The organism is Nocardiopsis sp. iso_237 (assembly GCF_056173345.1).
Genome location: NZ_CM149669.1, coordinates 6380340 through 6400766, shown reverse-complemented (window position 1 = coordinate 6400766; position 20427 = coordinate 6380340). Strand labels below are relative to the sequence as shown.

The following is a 20427-nucleotide window of genomic DNA, read 5'->3' as shown; positions in this document are numbered from 1 at the left end:
CCTCAGCGGACGAAGACCGCCGGACGATCGCCCTGGGCCGACTCCGCGTCGCGCAGGGAGGATCCCGTGTGGTGAATGAACACGTCGTCCAGGCTGGGCCGGGTCACTCTCAGGGACGTGATCGGTATCCCGGGCTCCGCGAAGAGGCGTGGGATGAACGCCTCGCCCTCGGACACGGTGAAGGTCACCTCGCCGTTCGCGGAGACCGCCTCGATCCCGAACCGTTCCAGCAGGAGCCTGGCGGTGAGCACGGTGTCGGAGGTGCCCAGGAGCACGCGGTCCTTACCCACAGCCGCCTTGAGCTCGGAGGGCGGGGCGAGCGTGACGATCGACCCGGCGTCCATGATGGCGATCCGATCGCAGTTCTCCGCCTCGTCCAGGTAGTGCGTCGTCATGAAGACGGTCACGCCCTCACTCTCGTGCAGCTCGCGCACGTGGTTCCAGATCGCGTTCCGGGTCTGCGGGTCCAGGCCGACCGTCGGCTCGTCCAGGAAGAGCACACGCGGAGAGTGCATCAGGCCCCGGGCGATCTCCAGGCGTCGCCGCATCCCGCCGGAATAGGTGAAGGCCCGGTCGCCCCTGCGGTCCCACAGGCTCACGACATCGAGCACCCGGCGGATCCGCTCCTCCACACGGGAGCGCGGAATCCCGTACAGGTCCGCGTGAAACCTCAGGTTCTGCTCGGCGGTGAGGTACAGGTCCAGGGTCGATGCCTGGAACACCAGACCGATGTTCCTCCGTACCTCGTGGGCGGCGCGCAGGACGTCGTGCCCGGCGATGGCCGCCGTGCCGCCGGTGGGCGGCAGCATCGAGCACAGCATGTTGATCATGGTGGACTTGCCCGCCCCGTTGGGCCCGAGAAGACCGAAGATCTCACCGGACTCCACATCGAGGTCGGTCGCCTTCACGGCTTCGAAGTCGCCGTAGCTCTTGTGCAGACCCCTCACGCTGATGACCGCGCTCATCGGGCCTCCCGTACGGCCGACGGGACCCTCGTGCCCCGGGCCTCCTTGCGCCAGCAGGCTCCGGACCGATCGATCATGCTGATCGGTTCGGTGACCTCGTTGCGCTTGCGGAAGTGGTTGACAGCCAGGCGGCACGACGCCAGGGCGCCGTAGTCGTCGATGATGACGTACCCGCCGGGAGAGAGCCTGGGGTAGAGGTGCGTCAGCGCGTCCATGGTCGACTCGTAGAGGTCGCCGTCCACCCGGAGTACGGCCAGGGAGCGGATCGGTGCCTCCGGGAGGGTGTCGCGGAACCACCCCTCAAGAAACCTGACCTGGTCGTCCAGCAGGTCGTAGCGCCTGAAGTTCTCCTCGACCTCGGACCTGGGCGCGGCGAGGAAGTCGTTCCACAGGTGGAGAGGGGCCCCTCGGTCGGCGGGGTACTTCTCGGTGTCGGGTTCGGGGATGCCCGCGAAGGAGTCCGCGGCCCACACGGTCCGGTCCGTGACACCGTGCGCGCGCAGGACGGCACGCATGAGAATGCTCGCCCCGCCCCGCCACACCCCCGCTTCCAGCAGGTCACCGGGGACTCCGTCGGCGATCACCCGTTCGACACACTGCTGGATGTTGTCCAGCCGCTTACGCCCGATCATGGTGTGCGCGACACTGGGGACATCCATCCCCCACTCACGTTGGACTCCGTCGAACTCGCGGCTCTCCCGCTGTTCGGTCTCGATGGTGCCGGACCAGTCCCCGAACCAGATGCGCGAGTCCTGGTAGATGGTGTTGGAGAGGGTCTTCTTCATGAGGTCCAGGTACAACTGTGACGGTTCCGCGGCAGCGGTCATCTCCTGACTCCCCGTGACGTCGGTCGCGTACCCACCACCAGCCGGTTGACGAACGGTGCTACTTTCTCTTCCCATGTTTTCCTCTGGATCGAGTAGTAGTAGTAATCCCAGTAGCGACCGCGAAAGAAACCATGCTCCTTCAGGGTCATCTCGCGGGGCATGAAAACAAGTTCGGAGTCGAACCGGTCAATGCTTGCGTCGGTCGTGACGCAGTAGACCTTTCGGGTGTTCTCCCACTTGGCAAAGGCGTAGTTGATCTGCAGGATCATCGCATCCGCGCCGACGCCGAGAGCGAGATCGCTCTGGTCGGTGAAAATTGCCGCGTTCACGCATCCGGCCTTGGTCGGACCGCTGAGCGAGCAGCACCCGACAGTCCTGCCGTCCACCTTCTGCTGGATCATGAATGCTGTCACATTCTTCTCCTGCAGCGATGCCATCGACTTCTCGTGGGCCTCCAGGGTCAATGTGCTCTCCAGACCCGAACGGAGAAGGAAGCCATGGAGGTTCCTGTGATCAGAATCTGTGATGGGTAGGAGTCGAATTTTTCGACTCTCCAAGTGCGGAATGAGCACGCCTTCACCTCCGATGAGATTTCACTCTGAACCGCGACGCCCCACTCACACGAGGTGGTCATCCGCCGCCTCAGCCGGCAACCCACGATCTTCGGGCGGGGAGACTGTTCTAGCATTTGATGCGGCGTGTCGCCGGTGCCGTGTCTCGCTGGCGGGACAGAGTGGAGTTCACGCCGCTTGCGTTTCCCCGTGCCGACGGCAATTCCATTGACGTCCGATCTGCTCTCACCTATGGTCAGGGCGTCGGCGGTCGTGGCAGTGGAACTTATTGGGGTTCTCCCGTTGAATCAGCACTGGTTCTGCCCGGTTCGTAGCCAGAGCACCCTCACTTGTTGGAGGAATCCTTGTCCGCGAACGTTCAGAAGGAAAATTTCAAGCCGTCCAGGTTCAACGTGCTCACGCCGTCCGGCGAAGGCGGCCTCGTGATCTACAACGCGATGCGCGGAAGTGTCTACCAGATCAAACCACCTGCGGACGAGGCTGTACACGCGCTGCTGGGGAACAGGCGCGCGGTGTTGGAGAGGCCTGGGCCGGGTGACGACACCGGGGACGTCTTCGCTGCCCTGTGCTCCAAGGGGTTTCTGGTTCCCGAGGACGCCGACGAGGACGAACAGGCCGCAGCGGTGAGCGCCCGGCGAAAGCACCGCACGGACGCGCTCGAACTGATCATCATGCCGACCGAGGCATGCAATTTCCGCTGCAACTACTGTTACGAGGACTTCGCCCTCGGCCGGATGCTCACGAGCGTTCGGGAGGGGATCCGTGAGCTGGTGCGAGCACGCCATGCCGAGAACCCCCTCAAGCATTTGTCCGTCTCCTGGTTCGGCGGTGAACCGCTGGTGGCCTTCGAGGTCATCGAGGAACTCAGTGACTTCTTCCTGTCCTTCTGCGCCGAGAACGACGTCAACTACACCGCTGGCATCGTCACCAACGGCTACCTGCTCACCGAGGAGGTCGCGCGGAGCTGCCTCGACATGGGAATCAGCCGTTTCCAGATCACTATTGACGGCCCCCAGGACACGCACGACGCGAGCCGCTATCTCATCGGCGGCGGTGAGACCTACAGCGACATCGTCCGGAACCTGGACGCCATGGCGCTCATGGAGGACGAGTTCACGGTCACCCTGCGCACGAACTTCACCGAGGAGAACGGCCGACGCGTCCCCGAGCTCATCGACGATCTGGGCAAGCACTTCTCGGGCGACCGGAGGTTCTGTGCGATCTACCGGCCCGTCGGTAGCTGGGGTGGGCCCCAGGACCAGGACACGGGATCGCATTCGGGGAAGGACGCCGAGATCCAGAAGCTCGGTCTGTGCGCCCAGGCGGCTGAGGAGGGCCTGGCCAACGGGGACGCGCGCATGCTCCGTCCCAGCGGCTCGGTCTGCTACGCGGCCTCGCCCTGGTCCTTCGTCATCCGGCCCAACGGCCTGGTCAACAAGTGCACCGTGGCGCTCCGGGACCAGCGCAACGCCGTGGGGAACCTCGACCAGTCGGGTGAGCTCAACCTCGACCAGGAGCGGATGAGTATCTGGGTCGACACCGACGACACCTCTGACACGGGCTGTCAGAGCTGCTTCTTCCAACCCTCGTGCCAGGGTGCCTCCTGCCCGCTGGTTCGGCTGGAGGAAGGGCGTCGTCCCTGCCCGCCGACCAAGGTGTGGATCGGTCCGACCATCGACACCTACGCGCGCATGGCCAAGCGAAGGAAACAGAAGGAGAACGCGTGAGGAGGGCCCCCGGAACGACCCCCTTGGCGGTCGACGTCGATGCCCTGTGGTTCGTATGGACCGCGGCGGACGGGCTCCTGCGCAAGGCCAGGTTCGACACAGAGGAGACCGACATCGAGCGGGAACCGGGGGTGTGGGCCGACGGCGTGCTGCCGACCCTCAGTCCCGCGTGCTTCCTGCTGTTCGAAGGGCGGATCGCGCGATGGTGGTCAGCGGCCGACGGTCTGCTCGGACCCGAACTCACCTTCCCCGAGGGGTTCTCGGGGGCGCTGGACCTGGGATCGCGGGACGTCCGGCGGAGCGGTCCGCACGTCCTGGCCGCGAACGACCGCCGCCTCCTCGTCCACCGAGACGGAAGGTGGGATGACGTCGCCGAGCTCGACTCGGAGCCCTTGACACTGGCCTGGCAGGCCCGGCGCCGTCGCGCCCTCGTCATTACGGCCAGTGGCGCGGTCCACCAGTACGACCCCGGGAGCGGGGACGTTCAGGTCGCACCGGCCCCGGTACCGGGCACCTACTCCGACGCCGTGTACGACGAGGTGCTTGGCGGCGTCTGGCTGCTCTCGGCGGAATCCCCGGACACCGCCCGCTTCACCAGGGTGGAGCCCTGGCCGCCTCGCCCCGTCTACGAGGTCAGGCTGCCGGCCGAAGCGGTCGGACTGGACGTCTCGTGCAGCGGTGAGTGGCTGGTGGTCCGGACTCAGGGCAAGCCCGCCAACTGGCTTTACAACATCAACGGGGCGAGGGCCTTCGTCGCCCCCCGTCGTATGGCTGAGGACGCCTGGCCGGGGGCCTTCACGTTCGCCAACCACCTCGTCGCGGTGAACGGCGACGAGGTCGAGATCGTGGAGATCCCGGCGAGGGCCGACGTCCGGGCTCCGGGAGGGGGCGCTCTGGACATCGACGTCTACTGGGAGGCCAAACCCCTGATGCACAAAGCGAGGAAGGCGAGCGAGTCGTGAACCGGGTCGGCGTCTGCTTCCCGGGCCGGCCTCCGAAGTTCCCTCGCCATGTTTATTCCGTTCATGGTTGAGAAGTCGGAGTATTCGCTTATAGAATTAATTGCCCGGGTTTCTGGGTGAATTCCAAGTAGTGAAGGGAAGTGTTGTGGACGCTTTTGAGGATGTTCTCGAAGAGGCTGACGTCGCTGCCGAGGCCATGGACGTCAACTTCAATTGCTAGAGTCCGCTCTTCGGGGCTAGGCCGCGGTCCGCTTCTTGTGAGCGGGCTGCGGCTGTTTCCTTTTCTGGTGCCGGGTTGGTCGGTGTGGGCGGGTGCGGGTGGTGGGGTGGGTGTCGTGGTTTTCGTGTCAGATTTGTTTGGTGCATGGTTGAGAGTTCGGGATGCTCTATTGTACGATTAATTGCCCGGGTTTCTGGGTGAATTCCATATATCGAAGGGAAGTGTTATGGACGCTTTCGAGGATGTTCTCGAAGAGGCTGACGCCACTGGTGAGTCCATGGACGTCGACTTCGGTTGCTGATGTCCGCTCTTCGGGGCTAGGCCGCGGTCCGCTTCTTGTGAGCGGGCTGCGGCTGTTTCCTTTTCTGGTGCCGGGTTGGTCGGTGTGGGCGGGTGCGGGTGGTGGGGTGGGTGTCGTGGTTTTCGTGTCAGATTTGTTTGGTGCATGGTTGAGAGTTCGGGATGCTCTATTGTACGATTAATTGCCCGGGTTTCTGGGTGAATTCCATATATCGAAGGGAAGTGTTATGGACGCTTTCGAGGATGTTCTCGAAGAGATCGACACCGCTGACTCCATGGACGCCAACTTCGGTTGCTGATGTCCGCTCTTCGGAGCTAGGCCGCGGTCCGCTTCTCGTGAGCGGGCCGCGGCCGCTTCCTTTGCCGAGACGGTTCCGGAGCGCTGATCGCCGAGTGGTCGCCTCACGAGGAAAAGGGCGATGCCGGACGGGTTCCGCACCAGTTCCCGGACGCGCTCCAAGAAGTGCTGCTGTGCTGGACCGGTGTGTTCCACCTGCCAACGGCCGCTCGCACAGCAGCACCGCCCGACACGGGTTAACGACGTACCACTAGAACTGTGGTGCCATCATCGGGGCGCGCAGCGTTCCCAGGAACGGGTGCCAGGGATGCCCGGGGTCTTCCTCCACGGAGGCCAGCACCTCGCGCATCGTCTGGAGGGTCCTGGGCTCCTCCCCGTCGTAGACGTCCCCCTGGAGCATCTTGAGGACGTCGATCCGGTAGCGCGGGTCCTGGACGAACACCGTGAACAGGATGTTCAAACGGTAGTAGATGCTGATGAACTCGTACCAGTAGGACACGGCGCGCCGCAGAGTGCGCTCGTAGTCGGCGAAGGCGGTCTTGGGGTATCCCCCTCCCGCCCTGTGGGCCGCCACAATGTCCCGGCAGGCGATGCGCGCGCTGTTGAGCGCGACGCTGACGCCGCTGGAGAAGATCGGGTCCACGAAGCGGGCGGCGTCGCCGATCAGAACGTACTTGTCCCCGCAGATCTGCCGCATCGCATAGCTGTAGTCGCCCTCAGCCTTGAAGGACCTGATCCGTTTGGCCTTCTTCAGGGCCTCGCTCAGGGCGGGGTGGCTGTCCACGAACTTCCAGAAGAAGCTCTCCCGGTCGGTACCGGCCTCCTTGAACCGCTTCTTCTGCGTGACCACGCCGATGCTGGTGACGGTGTCGGTGATCGGGATCTGCCAGACCCATGTGTCCTTGACCGGTAGGAAGTGGACGAAGATGTTGTCGACCTCGGCGGGGTTCGCGGTGAGCGCCCCCCGGTCCAGCCCTTCGACCCACGTGTGTACCGCGTACTGGTCGAACACCGGGTCGGGCACCTTCATCTTGAGCTGCCTGCCGAGGAGGGTCTGGCGGCCCGACGCGTCCACGACCATCCTGGCGGTCAGACCGACCTCCGCCCGGCCGAGCCTGGCGGTCACGACGGCGTGGTCAGCGGGTTCGAGGTCCACGCCCAGAACCCGCACCCCCGAGAACACCTTGGCGCCCTTGGCCTCGGCGTTCTTCATGAGGAGCAGGTCGAACTCGCCCCGGTCCACGTGGTAGGTGTAATCGCGGTCGACACCCACCTGCTCCCTCTCGACGAACTGCACCTTCGCCGACCAGTCGTGGCTGAGCCCGGAGAAACCGTTGTGCGGGATGTCCCGCATCTCCGCGGTGGTCCAGGAGGCACCGTACTTGCGGGGGAACCCCGCGGCGTCGATCGCCTCCAGCGCGCCGATCTCCAGCAGGACCGGTGTCGTCGCGGGCACGAGCGATTCCCCGACGTGTGGCCGGGGGAAGACCTCGCTCTCGATGAGTGCGACGGACATTCCCTCCAACGCCAGGTAGGCGGCGGCCGAGGAACCGGCCGGTCCGCCGCCGATGACGATCACGTCATAGTCAGTTTCCATCTGCCGAGACTTCCCTTAGTCCGTATCCGTCGAACGGTGTCGCTCTCCGGATGTCCAATGATGAGTCGTACTGGTTCCCACGGTCCGGTGCGCGCTGCTGCGGCGACCGTGGAAGCATGCGCCCGACCTCGGCACGGCCACCGGGTTTCAGCGCGCGGGCTCCGGGCTGGGCCGCTGTTCCTCCGGTTCCTCGCGCGTGGCCGCGAACCAGTCGAGTGAGGAGAGGAGGGGCCCGGTGACAGCGGTGGTCAGGAGGGCCATGACGACCAGGGCGAGGAAGAGCTGCGGCGTCACCACTCCCGCGTTGTAGCCGATCTGGAGCACGACCAACTCGGTCAGTCCACGGGTGTTCAGCAGAACGCCGACCCGTATGGACACGGGATGCGACCGTCCGCCCAACCTGGCGCCGACGTAACCGCCGAGGACCTTGCCCACGATGGCAAGCCCTGTGGCGACGGCGATGAGCGTCCACGGAGTCGAACCCAGGGGCGAGACGAAGACCGTGATGCCCGTGACGACGAAGAAGACCGGTACGACGGCGCGTCCCACCGAGTTCAGCCACGCGACCACAGGGATCCACGGGCTCTCCGGTGCCGCGGGAATCGCCAGGGCGACCAGCGCGGCCCCGACCGGCAAGGTCAGGCCCGCGTGCTCGGAACCCAGACCGACCGCCACCGCGACGACGCCCAGGAGCCCCGCGACGCTACGGGGGGACCGCGGGCAGAACGGGCTCAGGGCGCCGGACGAGAGCAGGCGGCGGATGAACAGAGCCAGAGCCAGGCCGACGAGGAACAGGACGAGCATGGTGACGAACGCGCCCGAACCCCCGGTCCGAAGGCCCAGGACCACAGCCAGGAGCAGCCATCCGATGCCGTCGACCACGATCGCGGCGGTGAGCGCCAACCGGCCCGACGACGTGTTCTCCATCCCCCGGTCGGTGAGGATTCTGGCTAGGACCGGTACCGCCGTGATCGTCAGCGCGACGGCCACGAACAGCCCGAGTGCGGGCAGTGGGGCCGTCCCACGCACGTCCGAGCCCTCGAAGTGCAGGATCCACAGGAAGAGCATCAGACCCGTGAACATCGGTGGCACCAACGCCCCGGTGATGACCCAGCCGAGGGTGCCGACGCGGTGTGCCACGCGGCCGACACACCTCAGTTCGTAGACGATGCCGACCAGGAACAGCGCGAGTCCCGCCTGCGCGACAGTGCCCAGGTGGTCCAGTACCGGCCCCGGCAGCACGAGGTCGAAGACACGCGGACCGACCGCCCACATGAGAACAGGGCCCAGGACCAGTCCGGTGGTGACCTCCCCGATCACTCGGGGCTGCCGTAGCGACTGAGCCAGGATTCCGCCGATCCGGCCGAGCACGAGCACGACGATCAGGCACACGGCCACGTGCACGACGATTTGCGGAACCGAAGCCGGATCCATGAATGTCCTTCCTTGCCCGTTCGCGGTCGAACACCCGGATGTGTCGGGTACACGGTCAGGACCGCCGGAGGTGGCGTCGCCTCCGGCGATGGAGCTCGGCCCCGGGGGCCGGGGCTACCGGAGCGGGGGGTCGACCCTCGGTAGGCGGCCGAAGGCCTCTCCGAGGAGCGCCTCAGCGGGTGTCCCCCCGTGACCAAGGGGGAGCATCTCCCTGAGCGGGTCGTGCTCGACAGAGGTTTCCAGGTGCCGTACGAGGAGGTCCTTCCAGGTGAAGGGCATGATCGCGAAGGAGAGGTGGAGCGAGGGCTCTTCGGTGGCCGCGCCCGAATGGGGGTGGCCACGGGGGATGTAGAGGGTCTGACCGGGTTGCAGGACAGTCCGCAGGGTGGGCGTGAACTCGGGCCGGGACGCACCGCACGGGACGGTGGGCCAACGCTGCTCGGGTTCTCCGACGTGCCAGGACTTCGAACCGTGGACCTGGCACAGCAATCCGCTGGCCAGGTCGTAGTGCGGCCAGATCCCGGCGGTGTCCGCCGGGGTGAGGAAGGCGGCGCAGTAGATCCTGAACCCGAGCTCCTCGGCGAGGTCCGCGGCGAGGGAATCCACCGCAGGGACGAGAGTCCTGACCTCCTCGAAGATGACGGTCGCGCCGGCATCGTGCGCGCGGCGGAGCGCGTCGACGTCCACGGTCGCCTCACGACCCGGACCAGGGCGCCCGCGTCGTACCTCGAACTCCTCCTGCGGTACCGGGGCGCCGTCCCTGAAGAGGCGGAAGCAGGAGGCGGGCAGCCCCGGACGGCTCATCAGGTCGAGGGCGGTGTCCAACGAGAACACCTTGGCCAGGTCGTCCCCGGCGGCAGCGGCGAAGGCTTCGCGTTCCCAGTTGGCCGCCAGGGTTTCGGTGTCGCGAACCAGTCGTCCCAGCGCGCCGTACTTCTCGGGGGCCGCCGCTTGAGGTGGCGTCGTCATGTCATCTCCAGGAGTGAGGGGGATACTCGGGACACGGCCTCCCGCTCCGCGTCCAGCAGGGCGACCAACCGCGGTTCACCCACCGCTGCGGGGGGCGAAGGAAGGCCCGCGCTGCGCCGGATCAGGGCGTGACCGGTCCGGTCAGCGATGGCGCGCGCCTCCTCGGAGCATTCCGCGCCGGCGGACAACGGTGCCAGCGCGGTGAGCACCCAGTAGAGGTCGACCTCGTCGTCGATCTCCCGGCACGCGCGCTCCGCCGCGCGGAGTACGCGCGTGGCGTCGTCCCTGCGGCCCTTGGACAGCAGGGTGTCGGCGCCAGCACGCAGTACCGCCACGAGGTCCGCCGACGCGGGGACCGTCTCGAGCGGTTCCAACTCAGAGACCAGGGCGTCGACGTGGTCCTCACGGGCCGCCGCAGCGTGAACCCTGATCGCCGCGTCGGCCAACGGGGTCGCGGCGCCCCTGGGAGAGCCAAGTTCGACGGGGTCCCCCTTACGCAGGGCGAGGACGGTCGCGGCCTCCCTGAGGTGGGGGACGCGCTTCTCCCGACCGCGCGAGCGCTCCACGTGCTCCTCCAGCAGGTCCATGCGCCCTCCCCGCGCGAACGCCTTGGCCGTCTCCACGATGTGGGAGTCGCGGATGAAGTCGGCAGCAGCCTGGAACGAGAGCACGGCCTGGATCTCCTCCGAGGTCAGAACGCTGCCGCCCAAGGGGAGCCCCCGCTCCGGGTGCTCCAGGTCGTCCGGGTCGGTGAAGTGGCCGAGCGCTTCCTCCCAGCGCCCCTGGATCACGCGCAGGCGTCCGATGTTGACCCACGGTTGGAACACCCTGGAGAGCTCCCGAACGGGAACCTCGCCGCTGCGGACCAAGGCGAACACGACCCGGATCTGGCGGAGGCACGAGCGCTCGCTCTCGGCGGCGTCCCCGGCGAAAGCCAGGGTCAGCGCGCTCCGGTTGGCCGAACGGCAGTACGTTTCGACGTCGAAGGGCCGGGCCGGTGCCGCAGCTCGCAAATCGGCCGCGCACTGCTCCGCGCGTGTCCACACCGGGATCTTGGGCAGCCGGTTCTCCGGGGAGAGGAAGCGCAGCGGCGGCCCTCCGGCGGAGGGTGTCCGCGCGGCCGCCGCCGACGTGCCTGTCCGGGTTCTCACAAGTGCTCCTCTGTGCTGGTCGGTCAGCGCGCGGCCAAGGTCGGGGAAATCATGTGGAAAGGGAACGGTGGCAGGGAGAAAGAATCCCGGTATTCGTGAATTGAATCCCGGGACCTTTGTCTTTCCTGTTTGCGGAGCGATGCGCCGGTCCGAGCATTGTGGCACCGTGCCGGTGAATGGCGTCGCCGTGTTCGGTTCCATGCTGCAAGCGTTGAGGGGCAGGGCCAGCGTGACTGGTGTTTGTGTCCGTCGCCCCGTCTGGTGAAGTATCTAAGCAAGGACGCCGGAAATTCGCAAGGCTCCATCGGATCAGGTCGGTTGAGTACTTTCCGTTGCCGCTTCGAAACAGGGTCGGCGGACACCCAACGTTGTTCCCTCGTCGCACATTTCTGCCCCAACTTGCCGCGAACACTTCCGGGCAACCGCTGTTCCCGCCAGGGCTGTCTCAACGTCGGGTGAGGGGTCCGTGGCCAGCAGGTGCACGGCCCGGGACCGGCGGGGGTGCGTGTCCTCCAGGGCAGAGCGCGCCGGAAAATCAGGATGATGCGGCCCAGACAGTGGCGAACAGGGCGTGGGGCTCCGTTGTCGTGTCTGCGGTCTTGTACTGGAGCGCAGGCCTGCGATCAGCGCTGACGCTACTCACCGCCGACTCTGAAAGAGCCCTGCTGTTCCTGCGGCTCCGGGCGGTACGGGAGGAGGACTTCATGATCCCTGGGCGGGCAGGCGACGGGGGCGGGCCCCCTCCGCACCGGAGGGGCCCGCCCCGGGGTCAGTCCCCCTTCGGGCGCCCACGTAGCCAGTTGTTCCTCATCCTCGTCCACGCCTGGCTCGTTCTCGCTGGCGGCCTGACTCGTCTTGCGGAACCCTGGCGGCGCCCGTTCCGGCGGGGGTCAGGAACGACCCTCCAGGTAGTGCACGGCGAGGCGGGCGAAGTTGTCGTCGCCGTGCCCCGCGTCCACGACGGCCTGGGCGAAGGGGAGGACGGCCCCGAGCGGGCCCGGGTCCATCGCCCGGTCCCGGGCGGCGTGGACGACGTGGTTCATCGTGGTCGCGTTCGAGAGGACGCTGGAGCCGTCGGCGGAGAACTCGCCCTGGTCGAGCTTGCCCGCCATGTGGGTCACGGACTCGGGCAGGAGCCCGATGATGCCCTGGGCGAAGGGGGCGAAGTCCGCCGCCTCGACCCCTTCCGCCCTGGCCAGGGCGAACGCGTGCGCGAGCCCGGACACCGAGGTCCAGAAGATGTTGAGCAGCGCCAGGTCGTAGCCGGCGGCGCGGCCGTGGTCCGGGCCCAGGTGGGTGTGCGAGCCGTTGAGCGCGGCCAGCGTGTCCTCGTGGGCACGGTAGACCTCCTCGGAGCCGCTGTAGAGCACGACGGCGGAGGGCGTGCCGATGGTGAAGGTGGGCGACATCACCGCGCCGTCGACGTAGTCGATGCCGTGCTCGGCCGCCCAGGCGGAGGCGGCGCGGGACCGGTCCGGGGTGTCGGCGGTGAGGTTGATGAGCGTGCGGCCCCTCAACGTGTCCGCGATCGGCAGGAGGATCGCGTCGGAGGCGTCGTAGTCGAGGACGCAGACGATCACCAGCGGGCTGGCGGCGGCGGCCTCGGCGGGGGACGCGGCGAGGACGGCGCCCTTCCCGACGACCGCGTCGGCCCTGGCGGCGGTGCGGTTCCAGACGGTCGTGGGGTGTCCGGCCTCCACGAAGGCGGTGGCCAGTGCCTCGCCCATCGGGCCGAGGCCGATCACGGTGACGGGGGACTTGGTGGCGGTGCTCATGGTGTTCCTCTCGTCGTTCGGTGGTTCCCACGGTGCCCGGGGGCGCTGTCGGTCGGCCGTCGGTCCGCTGCCGCCCGGCCGCCGCCCGGCCGCCACCGGCGCCGGTCCGACGTCGGCCGGTTAGTCTGCGTGAATGCGTTTCGGGGTGCTCGGTCCGCTCACGGTGTGGACCCACGACCAGCGGCCCGTCCGGGTGGCCGAGGCGAAGGTCCGCGCCCTCCTGGCGGACCTGCTGGTCCATCGCGGTCGACCGGTCCCGGCCGACCGGCTCGTCGACGACCTCTGGGGGGAGCGCCTTCCGGCCGATCCCGCCGGGGCGTTGCAGGGGAAGGTCTCGCGGCTGCGGCGCGCCCTGGGGGACGCCGGCGCGGTCGGGTTCGGACCGTCCGGATACCGGCTGAGGGTCGGTGCCGACGACGTGGACGCGGACCGGTTCGAGGCGGGGGTGGCGCGCGCCCGGACGCTGGCGGACCGGGAGCGCGCGGAGGGGCTGGCCGACGCCCTGGCGCTCTGGCGGGGGGAGGCGTTCTCCGGCTTCGAGGACGAGGGGTTCGCCCTCGTGGAGGCCCGCAGGCTGGCGGAGCTGCGGCTGGCCGCAGTGGAGGAGCTGGCCCGGACGCGCCTCGAACTCGGAGAACACGGTCTGGTGGCGGGTGAACTGGCCGACCTGGTCGCGGCGCACCCGCTCCGGGAACGGCTCCGCGCCGTCCACATCCGCGCGCTGTACGGCTCCGGCAGGCAGAGCGAGGCCTTGGAGAGCTACGGCGACGTCCGCGCGCGGCTGCGCGACGAACTCGGCGTCGACCCCGGCCCGGAACTCACCGCCGTGCACGCGGCCGTCCTCCGGCAGGACCCCGGTCTGCGTGCGGAGCCGAGCCGCCCGCTGGCGCGCGGCAACCTCCCGGCCCGACTCACGGAGCTGGTCGGCCGGGAGGGGGCGGTGACGCAGATCGGCGCGCTGCTGGGTACCGGGCGGATGGTGACGCTCACCGGTCCGGGCGGGGTGGGCAAGACCCGCCTGGCCGTGGAGGTGGCCCGCACCCTGGTCGGGCGGTTCCCGGACGGGGTGTGGCTGGTCGAACTGGCCGGGCTGCCGTCCGGGAGCGGGGCCGGGGAGGTGGCCGACGCGGTGGCGGCGACCCTGGGGGTGCGACAGGACGGGCCCCGGCCGGGGGAGGCCGCCCCGGAGTCCGGGACCGCCCGGCTGGCGGCCGCCCTGCGCGGCAGGCGGACGCTGGTCGTGCTGGACAACTGCGAACACGTGGTGGGGGCCGCCGCCGAGGTGGCCGCCGGTCTGCTCGGCGGCGTGCCCGGCCTGCACGTCCTGGCGACGAGCCAGGAACGCCTCGCCACCGCCGGGGAGCTGCTGTGGACCGTCCCGCCGCTGGACGCCGACGGGGCGGCGCGGATGTTCGTCGAGCGCGCGGCGGCGGCCGAACCCGGGTTCGCCGTCACACAGGAGAACCGGGCCCACGTGGAGGCGATCTGTCGACGCCTGGACGGCGTCCCGCTGGCCCTGGAACTGGCCGCCACCCGGGTACGGTCCGTGGACGTGGCCGAACTCGCCGCACGCCTGGACGACCGGTTCCGCCTCCTGACCTCGGGCCGTCGGGACGCACCCGCCCGGCAGCGGACCCTGCGCGCGATGATCGAGTGGAGCTGGGAGCCCCTGACCGACCCCGAACGGGCGGTGCTGCGGCGCCTGGCGGTCCACGCCGACGGCTGCACGCTCGGCGCCGCCGAGGAGCTGTGCTCCGGGGAGGGTGTGGACCCGGCCGACGTCCTGGACCTGCTGGGCCGCCTGGTGGACCGCTCGCTGGTCGTGCACCGCGACGGCCGCTACCGGCTGCTGGAGTCGGTGGCGGCCTACTGCGCCGAACGCATGGCGGCCGCCGGTGAACTGGAGCGCGTGCGCGACCGGCACCTCGCCCACTACCTCGGCCTCGCGGAACGCGCCGACCTGCGGGGGCGCGAGCAGCGCGGCTGGCTGGAGAGACTGGACGCGGAGACGGGCAACCTCCGCGCCGCCCTCCAGCACGCGGGCGGCTCGCGCGACGGCCTGCGGCTGGCCAACGCCCTGGTCTGGTACTGGTTCCTCCGGGGACGTCTCGGTGAGGCGCGGCGGTCGCTGACCCTCGTGCTCTCCCACGGACCCGACGGCCCGGGGGTGCCCGACGGCGACCCGCTCAGGGTCGAGACGACGGCCTGGCGGACCGGCATCGGGATGCTGCTCGGTGACGACGTCGACCCCGTCGGCCGCTCCCGCGAGGTGTTGGAGCGGTTCGACGCCCACGGGGTGCGGGCCGCGCGGGCGAAGTGGTTCATGGCCTACGCCCAGTACGGCTACGGGGGCCAGCGCATCCGCGAGGACCGGGTGCTGGCGGCACTGGCGGAGTCCCGCGCCGAGGACGACCGCTGGGGTGTGGCGGCGGCGCTGGTCACACTGGCCTCGCCCGCGCTCCTGCGCGGCGACATCGAGGCCGCGCGGCGGGCCGGTACGCGGAGTCTGGCGCTGTTCGAGGAGATCGGGGACGGCTGGGGGCGGCTGCGGAGCACCGCCGTCCTGGCCGACCTGGCCGAGATCGCCGGAGACTACACGGAGGCCGCGCGGCTGCGGCGGGACGGGCTCAGCGACGCCGAGGAACTCGGGCTCTGGCCCGAGGTCTCCTACCGGCTGGCCGCCCTGGGGCGGCTGGCGCTGCTCGCCGGGGACCTCGACGAGGCCGACGACCTGCACGAACGGGCACGGAGGATCGCGGCCGAGCGGTCCAGCAGGCAGGAGGAGCAGTTCGCGGAGATGGGCCTGGCCTTCGCGGCGCGGCGGCGGGGACGGCTCGACGACGCCGAACGGCACCTCGGCCACTGGCTGGAGTGGAACCGCAGCAGGGAGGGGGAGCCGGGGGTGGCGCTGATCCTCGCGGAGCTCGGCTTCGTGGCGGAGCTGCGCGGCGACGCCGGGGCCGCCCTCGCCCTGCACCGGCAGGGGGAGGCCAGCGCGCGGACCATGGGCGACCCGAGGTCGGTGGCGCTCGCCCTGGAGGGGCTGGCCGGCGCCCACGCCCTGGCCGGGGAGCACGAACGGGCCGCCGCCCTGCTGGGGGAGGCGGCCGCGCTCCGTGAGTCCGTGGGTTCCCCGCTGCCCCCGGGCGAGCGGGGCGACGTCGACCGCGCCACCGCCCGGGCGCGCGCGGCGCTGGGGGAGCGGGGGTTCGCGGCGGCCTTCGCCGCCGGACGGGACGGCTGAGTCAGTAGCGGCGGCCGCGCAGCTCCGCGACGAGCACCGCCGCCTGGGTCCGGCGCTTGAGGTCCAGCTTCGCCAGCAGCGCCGAGACGTAGTTCTTGACGGTCTTCTCCGCCAGGTACAGCCGCTCACCGATCTGCCGGTTGGTCATGCCCTCACCGATGAGGTCGAGGATCTGGCGCTCCTGCGGGGTCAGCTCCGCCAGCGGGTCCGGCTCGGCCTGGGCGCCGCGCAGCCGCTCCAGCATCGCGCCGGTGCTGCCCGAGTCCAGCAGGGAGCCGCCCGCGGCGACCGTGCGCACCGCGCCGACCAGGTCGGCGCCGTGGATCTGCTTGAGCACGTACCCGGCGGCCCCGGCCATGACGGCGTCGTACAGGGCGTCCTCGTCCGCGAAGGACGTGAGCATCAGGCAGGCGATCTCGGGGTGGTCGGACCGGATCTCCCGGCACACCTGCACCCCGGAGCCGCCCGGCAGGCGCACGTCGAGCACCGCGACGTCGGGCAGGACCACGGGGATGCGCGACAGCGCCTGTTCGGCGGTCCCGGCCTCACCCACGACGGTCATGTCGTCCTCGGTCTCCAGCAGCGAGGCCACCCCGCGCCGGACCACCTCGTGGTCGTCGACGAGGAAGACCCTGATCGGCTTCCGGGCACCCTCGGCTCCACCGTCGATCATCGCGGACCTCCCTCGTCTCGTGTCCGTACGCACATGACACCACTCCGAGGAAGACGTTAACGCCTGCGGGGGGTGCGGCGGGGGTCTTAAGGCACCGAACTCTCCGGGCGAAGGTCCCGGAAACGGACAAAGGACGGACCCGGGGAGCAAAGCGCCTGATCACGGCCGGTGTCGGTGTGAACACCGTCGCCGCATCGTCACCATCTCGTCACCCGGCTCCGGGCACCGGGCCCCCTTGCCCGGGGCCCGGTGCCCGCGCGTCACGGCCGCCGACCCGCCCAGGGGCGGGCGAGCTCGAAGGCGCGGCAGGCCCGGAGCACGCGCTCGTCGGAGTGCCGGGGACCCACGACCTGGAGGCCGATCGGCAGGCCCGACTCGCTGAACCCGCACGGAACGCTCGCGGCGGGCTGCTGGGTCATGTTGAACGGGTAGCTGAACCCGGCCCAGGAGGTCCACCGCTTCCCGGACAGCTCCGGCGGCGACTCCAGCCCGGCCTCGAAGGCCACGATCGGCATGGTGGGCGTCAGGAGGAGGTCGTAGGTCTCGTGGAACCGCCCCATGCGGGCGCCCATCGCCATCCGCAGCGCCATCGCCGTCAGGTAGTCCTGCGCCGAGTAGGTGCCGCCCTCCTCGATGATCTCCCGCAGGCCCGGGTCCTGGAGGTCCCGGTCCCGGTCGCTGAGCCGGTCGGTGGCCTTCGCGGCGCCCGAGTACCAGAGAACGTGGAACTCCTCCATGGAGTCCGGCAGACCGGGGTCGGCCTCCTCCACCTCGGCGCCCAGCGACGCGAACACGCGCACCGCGTCAGCGACCGCGCTGGCCACCTCCGGGTCCACGTCCTGCCCGCCCAGGGTGGGGCTGTAGGCGATCCGCAGCCCTCTGACCAGCTCCTCGGGGTCGGTGCCGCGCCCGGCCTCGGCCAGCCCGGGGCCCGGGGTCGGCATCGCCATCCAGTCCCGGGAGTCGAACCCGGAGACGACGTCCAGCATGAGCGCCATGTCGCCCACGGTCCGGGTCATCGGACCGGTGTGCGCCAGCGACCCGAACGGGCTCGCCGGGAAGTGCGGCACCAGGCCCCAGGTGGGCTTGATCCCGCAGATGCCGGTGAAACTGGCCGGGATGCGGATGGACCCGCCCCCGTCCGTCCCGGTGGACAGCGGGCCCATCCCGGCCGCCACCGCCGCCGCCGAGCCCCCGCTGGAGCCTCCGGGCGTGGTGGACAGGTCCCACGGGTTGCGCGTGATCCCGGTGAGCGGGTTGTCGGTGACGCCCTTCCAGGCCAGCTCAGGGGTAGTGGTCTTGCCGACGAACACCGCCCCCTGCTCGCGCATCCGGGCCACCACCGGGGAGTCCTCGTCCCACGGACCCTCCTGCGAGGAGGTCACCGACCCCTTGAGGGTGGGCCACCCCTTCGTCAGGTGGATGTCCTTGACCGAGGCGGGCACCCCGTCCAACCGCCCCTCGGGTTCGCCGCGCCGCCACCGCTCGGCGGAGGCGCGGGCCGCCTCGCGCGCCTCCTCCGGGCGGACCAGGCAGAACGCGTTCAGAGCGGGGTTGTCCTGCTCGATGCGTTCGAGCACCGAGTCCACCGCCTCCACCGGGGAGAGCTCCCCCGTGGAGTAGGCGCGGAGCAGTTGTTCGGCGGACAGGTCGGCCGGTGTCACGGGTTGGCCCGCGCGCGCCGACGGGACGCCGCGCGCGGCGTCCGGGTCGGCACCGGCGGAGCCTTCGGCCGCACCGACGGCCGCACCAGCGTCATCGGTCCCGGCCCGGTCGGAACGGATCGTCACTTCAGCCTCCCAAGTCACGCGAGGGGTCAGCCGGGTACGTAGCCCCGGCTCTTGTCCACGGCGTTGCGCGGTCCCCGCCCGTCCAGGTAACGGGCGAGGTTGTCCAGGAACAGCTCCACCAGGTCCTCCCGCCAGCCGACGACGTCACCGGACATGTGCGGCGACACGACGGAGCCGGGCAGCCCCCAGAGCGGGTTGATGGCCTTGAGCGGTTCCCGTTCGAAGACGTCCAGTGCCGCACCGGCGATCACGCCCCGGTCCAGGGCGACGACCAGGTCGGACTGGACGACGATGGGGCCGCGCGCGATGTTGACCAGCCGCGCGGTGGGTTTCATCAGGTCGAGGAAGGTCCGGTCGACCAGGCCCCGGGTGTCCTCGGTGAGCGGCGCGGCGACGATCACGTAGTCGGCCTCGGGGAGCTCGTCGAGCAGGGTGCGTCCGCCGCCGGTGCCGCGTTCGGCCAGGCTGGACTCCGCGACGGAGCCGAAGTCGGGGTCGCCGTCGCGGGCGTGGCTGCCCGAGCCGCGGACCTCCATGCCCATCGCCGTGAGCTTGCGGGCGATGGCGCGTCCGATGGGTCCGGTGCCGACGACGAGGGCGCGGCGACCGGCCACCCGCTCGGTCTCGCGGTGCCGCCACCGGCGTTCCCGCTGGAGGCCCCAGGTGCCGTGGAAGTCCTTGGCGAAGGAGATGACCAGGCCCAGCACGTACTCCGCGATGTGCTCGTCGAACACGCCGCGCGAGTTGGTGACGAGGACGTCGCTCTCCACCAGCCCGGGGAACATCAGGTTGTCCACACCGGTCGTGGCCGCGTGCACCCACTTCAACGAGTCGGCCTTGGACCAGGAGTCGGACAGCGCCTCGGTGAACAGGTCCCACACGAGCAGGACGTCCGCGCCGGGAAGGGCGGCGGGGAGTTCGTCGGCGGTGGCGTAGACGACCCCGCCGAGTCCCGGGTGGTCGTCGATGCGCTCGTGCCCGGGTGGAAGGTCCTCACCTCGGAGCACGACGAGTCGGGGACGTTCGGACACGGACGGGTTGGTGGTGGAACTGTTCACGGGCGCGCTTTCCGGTTGCGACGGTGTTCTGACTTGCCGATCCTGTCGTCGGAGGGGTGGTTCCGCCCTGCACGGGAAACGCTAGGGAGCCGACATAGGATTGTCAACAATCCACAAAACGGCTGTTTCGGGCCTATGGGGCGTGTCTCGCGGAGGCGTCCAGCGCCCGCCCGGAGTGTCGTCCACCCGCACCGACGCTCCCGACATACCCGCACGTCCCGGTGTCTATTGCCGATCTCGGTAGGTAGATCGTAAGATTGTCGACAATCAACAGTTCACAAGGGGCCGAAGGGACAGAGGAAAACAGAGGGAAACCGAAGAGGAACCCGAAGGGACACCACTTGCCCAGACACATGACCGTCACCCTCGCCAGCCGCGGGGTCTCCTGCGTGGCGGAACTCCTCGACAAGGACGCGCCCCGCACCTGCGAGGCGGTGTGGAACGCCCTCCCGCAGGGGGACGCCGTCCAGCACGCCAAGTACGCGCGCAACGAGGTCTACACGATGGTGCCGAGGTTCGCCGACCCCGAACCGGGCCAGGAGAACCCCACCGTCACACCGATCCCCGGCGACATCGTCTACTTCTCCTTCGACGAGGGCATGCTCGACCGCACCTTCAAGGAGGACAAGGGCATCGACCACCTGCCCGGCGTCATCGACCTCGCCCTCTTCTACGGGCGCAACAACCTGCTGCTCAACGGAGACGTGGGCTGGGTCCCCGGGAACGTGTTCGCCACCGTCGTGGAGAACCTGCCCGCCATGGCCGAGGCCTGCAACGACGTCTGGCGTTCCGGCAGCGTCGGTGAGCGCCTCCTGTTCGAACGGCTCGAACGCTGACGGGCCCGAACGGAGGACCCCGTCCCGAG

At 69.4% G+C, this 20427-nt stretch carries 15 protein-coding genes; 4 read left to right on the top strand and 11 right to left on the bottom strand.

Going from position 1 to position 20427, the window contains the following annotated elements:
- Nucleotides 1–2 precede the first annotated feature (2 nt).
- From AC0VYM_RS28650 to AC0VYM_RS28640, 3 genes are read right to left on the bottom strand one after another with little or no spacing between them, the layout of a single operon-like run.
- Complete coding sequence (locus tag AC0VYM_RS28650) at nucleotides 3–965, bottom strand: ATP-binding cassette domain-containing protein (protein WP_475457360.1); 963 nt, start codon at nucleotides 963–965, stop codon at nucleotides 3–5.
- A complete protein-coding gene (locus AC0VYM_RS28645; RefSeq protein WP_475457358.1) occupies nucleotides 962–1792 on the bottom strand; it encodes a TylF/MycF family methyltransferase in 831 nt (276 codons plus the stop codon). The genes AC0VYM_RS28650 and AC0VYM_RS28645 overlap by 4 nt, the downstream gene beginning before the upstream one ends.
- Entirely contained in the window at nucleotides 1789–2364 is a 576-nt protein-coding gene (locus tag AC0VYM_RS28640; RefSeq protein WP_475457356.1) for a GNAT family N-acetyltransferase, read from the bottom strand. Before AC0VYM_RS28640 ends, AC0VYM_RS28645 begins: the two co-directional genes overlap by 4 nt.
- Before the next feature lie 344 nt (nucleotides 2365–2708).
- Between AC0VYM_RS28640 and AC0VYM_RS28635 the strand changes: the two genes are divergently transcribed.
- Together AC0VYM_RS28635 and AC0VYM_RS28630 are read left to right on the top strand one after the other, a co-directional pair.
- Nucleotides 2709–4091 (top strand): radical SAM protein, encoded by a 1383-nt coding sequence (locus AC0VYM_RS28635; RefSeq protein WP_475457354.1) that lies wholly within the window; start codon nucleotides 2709–2711, stop codon nucleotides 4089–4091.
- Nucleotides 4088–5053, top strand: a complete 966-nt coding sequence (locus AC0VYM_RS28630; protein WP_475457352.1) for a hypothetical protein — start codon at nucleotides 4088–4090, stop codon at nucleotides 5051–5053. Before AC0VYM_RS28635 ends, AC0VYM_RS28630 begins: the two co-directional genes overlap by 4 nt.
- A 1068-nt stretch (nucleotides 5054–6121) precedes the next feature.
- Here the strand turns inward: AC0VYM_RS28630 and AC0VYM_RS28625 are convergent.
- The 5 genes from AC0VYM_RS28625 to AC0VYM_RS28605 form a co-directional block, all read right to left on the bottom strand.
- Complete coding sequence (locus AC0VYM_RS28625) at nucleotides 6122–7468, bottom strand: NAD(P)/FAD-dependent oxidoreductase (RefSeq protein ID WP_475457350.1); 1347 nt, start codon at nucleotides 7466–7468, stop codon at nucleotides 6122–6124.
- A 147-nt stretch (nucleotides 7469–7615) separates the two neighbouring features.
- Nucleotides 7616–8902, bottom strand: coding sequence for a cation:proton antiporter (locus AC0VYM_RS28620; protein WP_475457348.1), 1287 nt, complete (start codon nucleotides 8900–8902; stop codon nucleotides 7616–7618).
- A gap of 114 nt (nucleotides 8903–9016) precedes the next feature.
- Nucleotides 9017–9871 (bottom strand): JmjC domain-containing protein, encoded by an 855-nt coding sequence (locus AC0VYM_RS28615; RefSeq protein WP_475457346.1) that lies wholly within the window; start codon nucleotides 9869–9871, stop codon nucleotides 9017–9019.
- The gene (locus AC0VYM_RS28610; protein ID WP_475457344.1) at nucleotides 9868–11022 is read right to left on the bottom strand and encodes a hypothetical protein; all 1155 of its coding nucleotides are present in this window, start codon (nucleotides 11020–11022) and stop codon (nucleotides 9868–9870) included. Before AC0VYM_RS28610 ends, AC0VYM_RS28615 begins: the two co-directional genes overlap by 4 nt.
- 890 nt (nucleotides 11023–11912) lie before the next feature.
- Nucleotides 11913–12797 (bottom strand): NAD(P)-dependent oxidoreductase, encoded by an 885-nt coding sequence (locus AC0VYM_RS28605; protein ID WP_475457342.1) that lies wholly within the window; start codon nucleotides 12795–12797, stop codon nucleotides 11913–11915.
- A gap of 133 nt (nucleotides 12798–12930) precedes the next feature.
- Here AC0VYM_RS28605 and AC0VYM_RS28600 point away from each other — a divergent pair, with 133 nt between their 5' ends.
- Complete coding sequence (locus AC0VYM_RS28600; protein WP_475457340.1) at nucleotides 12931–16041, top strand: BTAD domain-containing putative transcriptional regulator; 3111 nt, start codon at nucleotides 12931–12933, stop codon at nucleotides 16039–16041.
- Between the two features lies 1 nt (nucleotide 16042).
- Here AC0VYM_RS28600 and AC0VYM_RS28595 read toward each other — a convergent pair whose 3' ends face one another.
- From AC0VYM_RS28595 to AC0VYM_RS28585, 3 genes are all read right to left on the bottom strand, one after another.
- Nucleotides 16043–16714 (bottom strand): response regulator, encoded by a 672-nt coding sequence (locus tag AC0VYM_RS28595; protein WP_475457337.1) that lies wholly within the window; start codon nucleotides 16712–16714, stop codon nucleotides 16043–16045.
- Nucleotides 16715–16974: 260 nt separating this feature from the next.
- Entirely contained in the window at nucleotides 16975–18504 is a 1530-nt protein-coding gene (locus tag AC0VYM_RS28590) for an amidase (protein ID WP_475457335.1), read from the bottom strand.
- Nucleotides 18505–18530: 26 nt separating this feature from the next.
- On the bottom strand, nucleotides 18531–19562 hold the full coding sequence (locus AC0VYM_RS28585; RefSeq protein WP_475457333.1) for a D-2-hydroxyacid dehydrogenase: 1032 nt from the start codon (nucleotides 19560–19562) through the stop codon (nucleotides 18531–18533).
- Nucleotides 19563–19915: 353 nt separating this feature from the next.
- Here AC0VYM_RS28585 and AC0VYM_RS28580 point away from each other — a divergent pair, with 353 nt between their 5' ends.
- Nucleotides 19916–20398 (top strand): DUF3830 family protein, encoded by a 483-nt coding sequence (locus tag AC0VYM_RS28580; RefSeq protein WP_475463285.1) that lies wholly within the window; start codon nucleotides 19916–19918, stop codon nucleotides 20396–20398.
- Nucleotides 20399–20427 lie beyond the last annotated feature (29 nt).

Bases quoted from the DNA above. Each gene is read 5' to 3' on its own strand.
- AC0VYM_RS28620 (WP_475457348.1), bottom strand. From the start codon at position 8,902: ATGGATCCGGCTTCGGTTCCGCAAATCGTCGTGCACGTGGCCGTGTGC.
- AC0VYM_RS28580 (WP_475463285.1), top strand. From the start codon at position 19,916: ATGACCGTCACCCTCGCCAGCCGCGGGGTCTCCTGCGTGGCGGAACTC.
- AC0VYM_RS28625 (WP_475457350.1), bottom strand. From the start codon at position 7,468: ATGGAAACTGACTATGACGTGATCGTCATCGGCGGCGGACCGGCCGGT.
- AC0VYM_RS28615 (WP_475457346.1), bottom strand. From the start codon at position 9,871: ATGACGACGCCACCTCAAGCGGCGGCCCCCGAGAAGTACGGCGCGCTG.
- AC0VYM_RS28595 (WP_475457337.1), bottom strand. From the start codon at position 16,714: ATGATCGACGGTGGAGCCGAGGGTGCCCGGAAGCCGATCAGGGTCTTC.
- AC0VYM_RS28600 (WP_475457340.1), top strand. From the start codon at position 12,931: ATGCGTTTCGGGGTGCTCGGTCCGCTCACGGTGTGGACCCACGACCAG.
- AC0VYM_RS28650 (WP_475457360.1), bottom strand. From the start codon at position 965: ATGAGCGCGGTCATCAGCGTGAGGGGTCTGCACAAGAGCTACGGCGAC.
- AC0VYM_RS28605 (WP_475457342.1), bottom strand. From the start codon at position 12,797: ATGAGCACCGCCACCAAGTCCCCCGTCACCGTGATCGGCCTCGGCCCG.
- AC0VYM_RS28645 (WP_475457358.1), bottom strand. From the start codon at position 1,792: ATGACCGCTGCCGCGGAACCGTCACAGTTGTACCTGGACCTCATGAAG.